At 31.3% G+C, this 11,966-nt stretch carries 13 protein-coding genes and 1 tRNA gene; 12 read left to right on the top strand and 2 right to left on the bottom strand.

The window, feature by feature from the left end; genetic code table 11:
* The first annotated feature begins 9 nt into the window (after positions 1-9).
* Positions 10-1,479 carry a sodium/proline symporter PutP gene (gene putP / locus ELQ07_RS05395; protein WP_208357092.1) on the top strand — a complete coding sequence of 490 codons (1,470 nt, stop codon included), beginning with the start codon at positions 10-12 and terminating at the stop codon, positions 1,477-1,479.
* Positions 1,480-1,494: 15 nt separating this feature from the next.
* On the opposite strand, the gene yedF is transcribed toward putP, so the two are convergent.
* Together yedF and yedE are read right to left on the bottom strand one after the other, a co-directional pair.
* Positions 1,495-1,722: a sulfurtransferase-like selenium metabolism protein YedF gene (gene yedF / locus ELQ07_RS05390; protein ID WP_002862153.1), complete on the bottom strand. Its 228-nt coding sequence runs from the start codon at positions 1,720-1,722 to the stop codon at positions 1,495-1,497.
* Positions 1,723-1,725: 3 nt separating this feature from the next.
* Positions 1,726-2,934, bottom strand: a complete 1,209-nt coding sequence (yedE, locus tag ELQ07_RS05385; RefSeq protein ID WP_070300849.1) for a selenium metabolism membrane protein YedE/FdhT — start codon at positions 2,932-2,934, stop codon at positions 1,726-1,728.
* A 140-nt stretch (positions 2,935-3,074) separates the two neighbouring features.
* Between yedE and ELQ07_RS05380 the strand changes: the two genes are divergently transcribed.
* From ELQ07_RS05380 to ccoO, 11 genes are all read left to right on the top strand, one after another.
* Positions 3,075-3,172 (top strand) — tRNA-Sec (locus ELQ07_RS05380).
* 27 nt (positions 3,173-3,199) lie between these two features.
* Positions 3,200-4,450: an adenylosuccinate synthase gene (locus ELQ07_RS05375; RefSeq protein ID WP_052785477.1), complete on the top strand. Its 1,251-nt coding sequence runs from the start codon at positions 3,200-3,202 to the stop codon at positions 4,448-4,450.
* Positions 4,447-4,875 (top strand): flagellar export protein FliJ, encoded by a 429-nt coding sequence (locus ELQ07_RS05370; RefSeq protein WP_002880459.1) that lies wholly within the window; start codon positions 4,447-4,449, stop codon positions 4,873-4,875. Before ELQ07_RS05375 ends, ELQ07_RS05370 begins: the two co-directional genes overlap by 4 nt.
* Complete coding sequence (locus ELQ07_RS05365) at positions 4,868-5,386, top strand: MotE family protein (protein WP_002851265.1); 519 nt, start codon at positions 4,868-4,870, stop codon at positions 5,384-5,386. The genes ELQ07_RS05370 and ELQ07_RS05365 overlap by 8 nt, the downstream gene beginning before the upstream one ends.
* Before the next feature lie 92 nt (positions 5,387-5,478).
* Entirely contained in the window at positions 5,479-6,030 is a 552-nt protein-coding gene (locus ELQ07_RS05360; RefSeq protein WP_002851269.1) for a DUF507 family protein, read from the top strand.
* Positions 6,030-7,148 (top strand): glutamine-hydrolyzing carbamoyl-phosphate synthase small subunit, encoded by a 1,119-nt coding sequence (gene carA, locus ELQ07_RS05355; protein ID WP_052785476.1) that lies wholly within the window; start codon positions 6,030-6,032, stop codon positions 7,146-7,148. Before ELQ07_RS05360 ends, carA begins: the two co-directional genes overlap by 1 nt.
* Positions 7,145-7,804: a sulfite exporter TauE/SafE family protein gene (locus ELQ07_RS05350; protein ID WP_088592077.1), complete on the top strand. Its 660-nt coding sequence runs from the start codon at positions 7,145-7,147 to the stop codon at positions 7,802-7,804. The genes carA and ELQ07_RS05350 overlap by 4 nt, the downstream gene beginning before the upstream one ends.
* Positions 7,801-9,012 carry a butyrate sensor histidiine kinase-like phosphatase BumS gene (gene bumS, locus ELQ07_RS05345; RefSeq protein WP_088303603.1) on the top strand — a complete coding sequence of 404 codons (1,212 nt, stop codon included), beginning with the start codon at positions 7,801-7,803 and terminating at the stop codon, positions 9,010-9,012. Before ELQ07_RS05350 ends, bumS begins: the two co-directional genes overlap by 4 nt.
* Positions 9,013-9,014: 2 nt before the next feature.
* A complete protein-coding gene (gene bumR / locus ELQ07_RS05340; protein ID WP_088303602.1) occupies positions 9,015-9,695 on the top strand; it encodes a butyrate response regulator transcription factor BumR in 681 nt (226 codons plus the stop codon).
* A gap of 125 nt (positions 9,696-9,820) precedes the next feature.
* Entirely contained in the window at positions 9,821-11,287 is a 1,467-nt protein-coding gene (gene ccoN, locus ELQ07_RS05335; RefSeq protein WP_070300841.1) for a cytochrome-c oxidase, cbb3-type subunit I, read from the top strand.
* A gap of 12 nt (positions 11,288-11,299) precedes the next feature.
* Entirely contained in the window at positions 11,300-11,965 is a 666-nt protein-coding gene (gene ccoO / locus ELQ07_RS05330) for a cytochrome-c oxidase, cbb3-type subunit II (RefSeq protein WP_002855439.1), read from the top strand.
* Position 11,966: the final 1 nt, after the last annotated feature.

Below are 11,966 nucleotides of genomic sequence, written 5' to 3'. Positions count from 1 at the left end.
GAGAGATTGATGGAAGTAGTTCAAATTAATACCCCAATAGCAGTGATGTTTGTAGTTTATGCCTTGTTAATGCTTTATATAGGTTTTTATTTTTATAAACAAAATAAAAATTCAGAGGATTATTTTCTAGGTGGGCGTACTATGGGGCCTGTGATATCTGCGCTTAGCGCAGGGGCTTCTGATATGAGTGGTTGGCTTTTAATGGGATTACCAGGAGCTTTATATGTAAGTGGCTTTATAGATTCTTATATTGCAATTGGGCTTACTATAGGAGCTAGTTTAAATTGGATTTTTGTGGCAAAAAGACTTAGAATTTATACCAGTGTGATTGCAAATTCTTTGACTATTCCTGATTATTTTGAAACTCGTTTTGATGATGATAAACATATACTACGCATCGTATGTGCGGTGGTAATTTTGATATTTTTTACCTTTTATGTTTCATCAGGGCTTGTAAGTGGAGCAAAACTTTTTGAAAGTACTTTTGGTATCAGATATGATTATGCTTTAACTACTGGAACGATTATTATTGTTGCTTATACTTTTTTAGGCGGATACAAGGCGGTTTGTTGGACGGATATGATACAAGGGCTTTTAATGATGATGGCTTTAATTATTGTACCTTTGGTTATGCTTTATCATTTAGGTGGCTTTGGTGAAGCGGTGAATATAGTAAGAGAAATAAAGCCACAAGCTTTATCTATGGGCGAAGGAGTAGGAGTTATAAGCATTATATCTGCACTTGCTTGGGGTTTGGGTTATTTTGGTCAACCACATATTTTAGTGCGTTTTATGTCGATTCGTTCTACTAAAGATATTCCTATGGCCACTTTTATAGGTATTGCTTGGATGGCGGTTTGTCTTTTAAGTGCTTGTATGATAGGTATTTTGGGCATAGCTTATGTGCATAAATTTGAATTAAGTTTGCAAGATCCTGAAAAGATTTTCATCGTGATGTCGCAGCTTTTATTTAATCCTTGGATAGCAGGTATTTTACTCAGTGCTATTTTAGCAGCTATTATGAGTACAGCAAGTTCACAATTGCTGGTTTCAAGTTCTACTATAGCGGAAGATTTTTATAAAAAGATTTTTAGAGAAGATGCACCAAGTCATGTTGTATTAAATTTAGGTAAATTAGGTGTTTTACTAGTAGCTGTAATAGCGTTTTTGATTTCTACTGATAAAAACTCAAGTGTTTTGAGTATAGTTTCTTATGCATGGGCTGGATTTGGAGCTTCTTTTGGTTCTGTAATGCTTTTTTCTTTATTTTGGAGTAGGATGACAAGAGTAGGAGCGATTTTAGGTATGATAACAGGAGCTGCTACTGTGGTGCTTTGGAAGAATTTTGCAAATTCAGGTCTTTATGAAATAGTTCCAGGGTTTTTAGCAGCTTCTGTGGTAATTATTATTGCAAGTTTGTTTACAAATGTAAGATCTGGAACTAAAGCAGCTTATGAAAAGATGTTAAAAGAGCTTTGAGAACAAAAGCCTTTTTTAAGGCTTTTGTATTAAAAATCTTAGCGTGGATCCACTTTGATCGATTTCAAGCACTTTAAAACCACGGTTTTTTGCATCTTGAGGTATGGAATTGATACTTTGTGGGCAATCACAAAGCACTTCCAAAATTTCTCCGCTTTGAAGCTTAGGTAAGACATCAAGTGTTGCTATAGCAGGATAAGGACAAGCTTCACCTTGTAAATTTAAACTATAAGTAATTTTCACTGTTTATCCTTTAAGTTGATTTTTAAAGAAGTGTTTTTTGTAAAATACTACAAAAACAAACATCAAGATGAATAAAATAAGGTTGATAAAAAATCCATTTAAATTTCCAAATTCAGTTAAAAGATTGATTTTTATACCTTCTTTAAAAGCTTTTGGTAAAAAGTCGTAACTTAAAGCTAAAATCATAGTTCCTATTATATTTGCAATTCCTACTATCATAAAATGACTTTGTCCTTCAAAGGCACGATAAGCCCAACCACACTCACAACCTCCGGCAAAAACTATACCAAAACCAAACAAAAATGCTCCTACAGCTACAGCAGGAGAAAGTTCTATGAGTTTGCTAGTATGACCTTGCAAGATAAAAGCAAAAGCGATTAAAGAGGCGATAATCATACTGATTAATGCGCCTTTTATAGCATTATCTCTACCAAATAAAAACAAATCTCTAAAGCAAGAAGTAAAACAAATTTGCCCTCTAGAAATAACAAAGCCAAAAACAAAACCAAAAATCAGCGCTAAAGCTAGAAGGCTTTGTTTGTTTTGTGTGCTGATATTGCCGTTTGTAAAAACAAGATAAAACACCCAAACTAAAAAGGCTATGAAAAGTAATATGCCTAAGTTAAAATATAGTTTTGTACGCAAACTTTGCTTGTTTAGCGGCAAGTTTTCTTTATTTACCCGTTCTAATTTAGCTTTAGGTTTAAAAAAGGAAGTGTTGCAAATTTTCACTCCTAGATAAATTCCTAAAACCATAAAAACAGTAAAAAGCCAAGTGTGTAAAGAAAAATAAGGTAAACCTGTAAAAAAATTAGCTAAATTGCATCCAAATGCAAGTCTTGCTCCATATCCTGAAAGAATTCCACCTACTATTGCTTGAAAAATTCTTATATTGCTAGCAGGTAGACGAAATTTGACTTTGTTAGCTAAAAGTGCGGCTACTAAACAACCTATAAACATACCTATGAGCATAATACCATCAGTTCTTGTTAAAGGGGTTCCATTTAAATTTTGCTTTTGGTAATAAGAATACCCATCTAAATTCATACCTAAAAGTTCTAAAAATTCACCACCCCAACGCGTCATTTCTCCAGTAACAGCCCAAACGCCACCAAAAATCCCAAAATACACTGCACTTAAAATTCCAAGTGCAATCATAGAACGGGAATTGTCCCAAAAATTGATTAAATATTTTTGTTTAAAAGAATTCAAAGAAAGATCCTAAAAATGTAATCATCAAAACTTGATGCTAAAAAAAGAGTGAGATTATAGCTTAAATTTAATATGAAGTCAAAAAGAATATTGATAAATTTATTTTGTTTTTCATTAAAAATCGCTATAATTATCACTTTGGAAGATTAGCGTATCTGGTGATCGCCACTGACTTCAAATCAGATGAAAGGATAGTTGACTATTCTTTGGGGAGTTCGATTCTCTCATCTTCTCGCCAATATTAAGTAAAATCAAGGAAATTTTTATGAGCAAAGCAGATATTATTGTCGGCATTCAATGGGGCGATGAAGGAAAAGGTAAGGTAGTTGATAAATTATGTGAAAATTATGATTTTGTTTGCAGAAGTGCAGGTGGACACAATGCAGGACATACGATTTGGGTAAATGGTGTAAGATATGCGCTTCATCTTATGCCAAGTGGAGTTTTGCATCCAAGATGTATTAATATTATCGGAAATGGAGTTGTGGTTTCTCCTGAAGTATTGATTGCTGAAATGGCTCAATTTGAAAATTTAAAAGGTAGATTATATATCAGTGATAGAGCTCATTTAAATTTAAAACATCATTCTTTAATAGACATTGCAAAAGAAAAACTCAAAGGCAAAAATGCCATAGGAACAACAGGTAAGGGTATAGGACCTTCTTATGCAGATAAGATTAATCGTACGGGACATAGAGTTGGAGAGCTTTTAGAACCACAAAGACTTTGTGAGGCTTTGATGAAAGATTTTGAAGCTAATAAAACTTTTTTTGAAATGCTTGAAATTGAAATTCCAAGTGCTGAAGAATTGCTTGCTGATTTAAAACGCTTTAATGAAATTTTAACTCCTTATATTACAGATACTACAAGAATGCTTTGGAAGGCTTTAGATGAAGATAAAAGAGTGCTTTTAGAAGGAGCTCAGGGTTCTATGCTTGATATTGATCATGGAACTTATCCTTATGTTACAAGTTCAAGTACTATTTCAGCAGGCGCTTTAACAGGACTTGGGTTAAATCCTAAAGAAGCGGGAAATATTATAGGTATTGTAAAAGCTTATGCAACGCGTGTGGGAAATGGAGCTTTTCCTACTGAGGATAAGGGCGAAGATGGAGAAAAAATTGCGCAAATTGGAAAAGAAATTGGCGTAAGCACTGGACGTACAAGACGCTGTGGATGGTTTGATGCGGTTGCTGTAAGATATACAGCAAGGCTTAATGGTCTTGATGCTTTATCTTTGATGAAGCTTGATGTTTTAGATGGTTTTGAAAAGATAAAAATTTGTCGTGCTTATGAATATAAGGGTATGGAAATCGACTATATACCAAGTGATTTAGAAAATGTTCAACCTATTTATGAAGAAATGGATGGTTGGGATAAAGTTTTTGGTATAAAAGATTATGATTTATTGCCAGAAAATGCTAAAAAATATATAGCAAGACTTGAAGAGCTTGCAGGGGTTAAAGTAAAGTATATTTCCACTAGCCCTGAAAGAGATGATACTATCATCTTATGAAAAGTAAATATAATTCTGTTGTAAAAGTAAGAAAACAACAACTTGATAAAGCAGAATCAAATCTTAATCAAGCCAAACAAAGACAGCTTGAACATGAAAAAGCTTATGAACTTTCACGCCAAGAGTGTGAAAGTTTAGGCGTATTGCCAAAATCAGGATCTATAGCAGAATTAAGATCAAATTTAAGTATGGCGCAAGTAGGACGCGAGGCTTTGGCAAGAGCTAAGGAGAAAGTAGAACTTTCTAAAAAAGAAATGAATCATTATCAGTTTTTATATCAAAAAGCGCATTTAGATTATGAAAAAATGAAGGCTTTGGAAACTGAAGAAATTAAACAAAAACAAAAAGAACTTGCGAAGGCTGAAGAAAAATTTTTAGATGAAATTGCAATCAGTCGTTTTTTCAAAGGGGAAAAAGATGATTAAAAAATTTATATTGTTAGTTTTTATTTCAAGTGTAGTTTTTGGAGCTGAACAAGATTGTGAGCAGTATTTTGAAGCTAGAAAAGCTCAAATTGAATTGCAAACTAGAGAATTTGATGAAGCAAGACAATCTTTAGAAGCTTATAAAGCCTCTTTTGAAGCTTTGCAAAAAGAAAGGCTTGAAAATTTAGAAAAAAAAGAGGCTGAGGTTAATGCAACTTTAGCAAAAATTGAAGAATTAAAGCTTGAAAACGCAAGGCTTGTAGAAGAGCAACAAAAGATTTTAAATTCAATCAATGATAAAACTCAAGGTAGGGTTAAAGAAATTTATTCCCAAATGAAAGATGCAGCCATTGCAGATGTTTTAAGTCAAATGGATGCAGAGGATGCAAGTAAAATAATGCTTTCTTTGGAATCGCGTAAAATTTCAGGTGTTTTATCTAAAATGGATCCAAAAAAAGCTAGCGAGCTTACTTTGCTTTTGAAAAATTTAGATAATAATGCTAGTAATTAGGTGATTAAAAGAATGAAAATTTTTCATTTTTAACATTCTTTTACCAAAAATAAGCTATTATTTCAAACATTATTAAATAAAAGGTTTTCAAGATGCGTATAAAATTACCACATATTCCTTATATCGCAAATAAAATGATGTTAGATATAGCTAATTCTTCTTTTGTAGAAATTAAAGATCAATTAGAAAAGCTTAAGGTATGTATAATAGAAGTTTTAGAGAAAGATATTCTAAATGAAAGAAAATTAGATGAAAGAGTAAAAGAGCTTTTAGAGCAACAAGAAGATGAAATGGAGCTTATGCAAGTAGATCGTAAAAATATGTTTTGGCTTGTGAAGAAAAAGTTAGCTCCTGAATTTAATGTGATTTTAGATTCTGAAGATAGACATAATCATCTAGCGCATCAAATTTTGGAAGAACTTGTAGAGAATGATTATATTAATTTTATAGTGAGTGAAAATAGAGTTAAAAATTTAATCTTTTCAAGCATAGAGTCTTATCTTAAAATTTATGAAAAACTTGAAGATGAGGTTTATGAGAAAATTAGCAATTATAAAACAAAACCTATTCCAGGTAGCGAAGAATACGATCTTATCTTTGAAAAACTCTATCAAGAAGAGCTTAGAAAAAAAGGTATGTTTTAATGAAGGCTTATATTTATTTAGAAAATGATATTTTTTTAAGTGCTAAGGCTTTTGGAAAGAGCGGTACTTTTTTTGGAGAGCTTGTATTTAACACTTCTTTAACAGGGTATCAAGAAATTATTTCAGATCCTTCTTATGCAGGGCAATTTATCGTATTTTCCATGCCAGAAATTGGTATAGTGGGAACCAATGAAAATGATAATGAAAGTAAGGAAATTTTTGCAAGTGGCGTTTTAATGCGTGAATTAAGTTCTAGTTTTTCAAATTTTCGTGCTAAAGAAAGTCTGCAAGATTATCTTGAAAAACATGGAAAAATAGGAATTTATGAACTTGATACGAGATATCTAGTAAAAATGATAAGAAATAATGGCAATTTAAGAGCTGTAATTTCAACTGAAATTTCAAATAAAGAAGATTTAAAAATCGCCTTAGAAAAATCAGCAAAAATTGATGAAGTAAATTTTGTAAAAGAAGTTAGCACTAAGAAAAATTATTCTCATAAACAAGGTGTTTGGGACGCTAGTTTTCAAAAATTTAATGATGCTAAAAGAAGTGAGAAAAAAGTTGCTGTTATAGACTATGGTGTTAAAACAAATATCCTAAATGAACTTGTAGAAGTAGGTTTTGAAGTAGAAGTTTATCCATATAATGTTAAAGCAGATGAGTTGATTACTCTGTATAAGAAAGGTGAAATTCAAGGCGTGTTTCTTTCTAATGGTCCAGGTGAGCCAAGGATTTTAAAACAAGAGATTGCAGAGATTAAAAAACTTGCAGAAGCTAAAATTCCTATGCTTGGAATTTGCTTAGGTCACCAGCTTTTAAGTAATGCTTTTGGATATGCAACTTATAAAATGAAATTTGGACAACATGGAGCAAATCATCCTGTGATCAATCTTGATACAAAAACGGTAGAAATTACCGCACAAAATCATAATTATAATGTTCCAGAAGAATTAGCTCAAGTGGCTCATATCACTCATAGAAATTTATTTGGCGACAATGTTGAAGGAGTAAGATATAAAGACTATCCTATTATTTCAGTCCAACATCACCCAGAAAGTTCTTCGGGTCCTCATGAAAGTAAGTACATTTTTAAAGAATTTATGAATTTGATGTGAGTATAGATTTTTTAGCTATTATCAGCGTTGCTTTTTTATCTAGTTTTGGACACTGCTATTCTATGTGCGGTGGTTTTAATTTACTTTTTATAAATTTGAATTTAAAAAGCAATAATTTATTTGTATTAACTTTTATTTATCATTTGTTTAGAATTTTTGCTTATATTGTTTTAGGGATAATTTTTGGGACTTTTGGGAATATCTTAGCAATCAATACTAAGGTTCAAAGTTTGTCATTTTTTATTCTTGGTATATTTATGATGATTTTGGGTTTTGCTCTTATTTTTAGAGGCAACATATTATCTTTTATTGAAAATAATGTTTTTTTTGATAGTTTTGTAAAGAAAATTATTAAAAAATCTAAAAATTTTAAAGGAATAAAATCAGCCATATTTTTAGGATTTTCAAATGGTTTTGTTCCTTGTGGATTGGTGTATTTTTTTATAGCCAATGCAATGAGTAAGCAAAATATTTTTGAAGGTATTTTGGTAATGATGATTTTTGGAATATCAACTTTACCTGCGATGTTATTTTTTTCTAAAATTTCACAGTTTTTTAGTGATTTTTTGAAAAATTTGTTTAATTATTTATCGTATGGCATTATTGTTTGTTACGGTATAAATCTTGCCTATATAGGTTTTAAGGCTTTTCAATGAAAGATTTTTTTAAAGATCAGTTTTTTAAAGCTCTTGAAAAAAATACAATTTTTTCAAGAGCCGATGTGCAAGGAAATTTAATTTTTGTCAGTGATAAGCTTTGTCAAATAAGTGGATATAGTAAAAAAGAGCTTATAGGAAAAAAACATTCGATATTTAAACATCCAGATGTTGAGGAATGTTATGTTGAGAAGCTTTTAAAAGATCTTTCATATAAAAAGCCTTATCAGGTTATTTTTAAAAATATTGATAAATTAGGCAAAACCTTCTATCTTGAAACTTTATTAATCCCCATATTGGATAAAAATAATGAATTAATAGAAATAGTAGCACTTTCTCATGATGTCAGTAATTCTTTTAAGCTTAATGAAGAGCTTGCTCTAAATCACGCTAAATTAAGAGAATTAAGTATTAATCTTGAAAATACAGTTAAAAACCACCAACAAGAATTTATACAGTTAGGTAAAAAATTTGAGAAAAAAATGCAAATTGCCTTGGAAAAAAATGAAAAAGATATTAAAATAGCATATGAAGAGATTTTGAAATCTTCATTAGAGCAAATAATTAGTGATATAGCACATCAATGGAGACAACCGTTAAATGAGCTTGGTATTGCCATGTTTCAAATGAAACAAAATCTTAAAGATGAAAAAGGATTTGCTGAAATTTATTCACAATCAAAAGATATGATTAAAAATATGTCAGAAACAATTGATGTGTTTAGAACTTTGTTTAACAAAGGAGTAGAGCAGTGTGTATTTATAAAAGAGACTTTAAATAAAGCCTTAGAAATTGCTTTTGAAACTATAGAAAAAAATCATGTAAATATTAATATTGTTTCGAAAAGTGATTATGAAGTTTTGGCGTATGAGAATGGTTTAATAAGAGTTTTTCTTAACTTGATTTTAAATTCAATAGAAGCATTTAAAAACAAAAAAAGAAAAATCATAACAATAACTTTTTCAAAATTTGGAAAAAATTATCTGAAAATTACAATAAAAGATAATGCTGGTGGGATTGATAAAGAAAACTTAGATAAAATTTTTCAACCTTATTTTACAACAAAACATCCTAGTCAGGGTATAGGAGTAGGACTTTATATAAGTAGACAAATTATCGAAAGTTTCCAAGGAAAAATAAAAGTTAAGAATGGAAAAGATGGGGCTTGTTTTGAAGTATTTTTAAAGCTAAAAGAGAGGGTAGAGTAAAAATGTCACAAGAATGTAAAGAATTGATAATATTGGTAGTTGAAGATGAGATTAAGACTAGAGAATCATTGATTAATGTATTAAGCGAACGCTTTAGTAAAGTAATCGGAGCTCAAAATGGAGATGAAGGGCTTAAAAAATTTAAAAAATTTAAACCGGATTTAGTTATCACAGATATTGCTATGCCTATTATGGATGGACTGGATATGGCAAGAGAGATTAAAGAAATTTCAGATGATGTCCCAATTGTTGTTCTTAGTGCGTATTCAGAGAAAGAGAGACTTTTGCGTTCTATTGATATTGGTATAGATAAATATTTGATCAAACCTATTGATATAGAAGAGTTGTTTAAAGTTTTAGATTATCTGATAGGCGAAAAAATTGAAGCAAATATGCTTGTAAAAATTTCTGAAGAATATCAATTTAACAAAACTAAACGAACTTTGATTTACAATGGTGAAGAAATTGTTTTAACTAAAAAAGAATTGGCTTTTATTTCTTTGCTTTTAAAGCAACCTGGGGCTTTGGTTTTGCATGAAGATATTAAGAAAAATGTTTGGATAGGTGAACATGTGAGTGATACTGCTGTTAGAACTTTTATTAAAAGAGTAAGAGATAAAGTGGGTGAAGATTTTATAAAAAATGTACCAAGTTTAGGTTATAAGATAAATATCAATAAATAAGACTGATTTAGCCTTAAAATATAAAGCGTAACAAATGATTAACAAAATTATCATTTTTAAGAAAAAATGTATAATTAATATTCTATAATATTCTCTTGTTATCAAAAATTTTAAGGAGAAAGTCGATGCATCCAGGTAATGTATTAAATTACGACTATACGGTTGCAAGATATTTTATGTTTACAACCGTATTGTTTGGCATTGTTGGTATGGCTATAGGAACTCTTATAGCTTTTCAAATGGCATATCCTAACTTAAATTATTTAGCAGGAGAATATGCCACTTTTTCAAGACTTAGACCACTTCATACTTCAGGTGTGATTTTTGGTTTTATGCTTTCAGGGATTTGGGCAACTTGGTATTATATAGGTCAGCGTGTTCTTAAGGTAAGTATGGCTGAGTCAAGATTTTTAATGGTTGTTGGTAAGCTTCATTTTTGGCTTTATATGCTTACTATGGTTTTAGCTGTTATATCTTTGTTTATGGGTGTGACTACATCTAAAGAATATGCAGAGCTTGAGTGGCCTTTAGATATTCTTGTTGTTCTTGTTTGGGTTTTATGGGGTGTAAGTATTTTTGGACTTATTGGAATTCGCCGTGAAAAAACTCTTTATATTTCTCTATGGTATTATATAGCTACATTTTTAGGTATAGCTATGCTTTATCTTTTTAACAACATGGAAGTACCAACTTATTTTGTTACTGGAATGGGTAAATGGTGGCATAGTGTATCAATGTATGCAGGAACAAATGATGCTTTAGTACAATGGTGGTATGGACATAATGCTGTGGCATTTGTATTTACTGTGGGTATTATCGCTCAAATTTATTACTTCTTGCCAAAAGAAAGTGGTCAGCCGATTTTCTCCTATAAACTCTCTTTATTTGCATTTTGGGGCTTAATGTTTGTTTATCTTTGGGCAGGTGGTCACCATTTGATTTATTCAACTGTACCTGATTGGATGCAAACTATGGGTTCGGTTTTCTCTGTAGTATTGATTTTACCTTCTTGGGGTTCAGCGATTAATATCTTGCTTACTATGAAAGGTGAGTGGAGCCAGCTTCGCGAGAGTCCATTGATTAAATTTATGATTTTGGCATCAACTTTCTATATGTTCTCAACACTTGAAGGGCCAATTCTTTCAATTAAATCTGTTAATGCTTTAGCACACTTTACAGATTGGATTCCAGGACATGTTCATGATGGAACATTAGGTTGGGTAGGATTTATGACTATGGCTGCGCTTTATCATATGACTCCTAGAGTTTTCAAAAGAGAGCTTTATAGCAAATCTTTAATGGAAGCTCAATTTTGGATCCAAACCACAGGCATAGTTCTTTATTTTGCTTCAATGTGGATTGCGGGTATTACTCAAGGTATGATGTGGAGAGCGACAGATGAGTATGGTAACTTGCTTTATAGCTTCATTGATACTGTTGTGGCTATTGTTCCTTATTATTGGATTAGAGCGATTGGTGGATTGTTGTATCTTATCGGTTTCTTTATGTTTACTTATAATATTTACAAAACAATTGCTTGTGGAAGAGTGCTTGATAAAGAACCAAAAAGCGCTTCGCCTATGGCAGCATAAAAAGGAGAAAATATGTTTAGTTGGTTAGAAAAAAATCCATTCTTTTTTGCTGTAGCTGTTTTTGTAGTGATTGCTTATGCAGGCATAGTTGAAGTTTTACCAAATTTTGCAGAAAATGCAAGACCAATTGAAGGTAAAAAACCTTATACGGTTTTACAACTTGCAGGGCGTGCAGTATATATTAAAGATAGTTGTAATGCTTGTCATTCACAGCTTATTCGTCCATTTAAATCAGAAACAGATCGTTATGGTATGTATTCTGTAAGTGGTGAATTTGCTTATGATAGACCTTTTCTTTGGGGCTCAAAAAGAACAGGACCTGATCTTGCTCGTGTAGGAAATTATAGAACAGCTGATTGGCATGAAAATCATATGTGGGATCCTACTTCTGTTGTTCCAGATTCTATTATGCCTTCATATAAGCATATGTTTAAAAATAATGCAGATATTGAAACTGCTTATGCTGAGGCTTTAACTGTGAAAAAAGTTTTCAATGTTCCTTATGATACAGAAAATGGAACAAAACTTGGTTCTTGGGAGGATGCACAAGCTGAAGTAAAAGCTGAAGCTCAGGCTATAGTTGATCAAATGAAAAATCAAGAAGTAAAAGATGCTTTTGCTAAAGGTGAAATCAAAGAAATAGTTGCTTTGATCGCTTATTTAAATAGCTTAAAGTAAG

It is taken from the genome of Campylobacter sp. US55, from assembly GCF_004378955.1.
Lineage (GTDB): Bacteria > Campylobacterota > Campylobacteria > Campylobacterales > Campylobacteraceae > Campylobacter_D > Campylobacter_D jejuni.
Note: the sequence above shows the minus strand (reverse complement) of the source record. Positions and strands in the feature narration are given on the sequence as shown.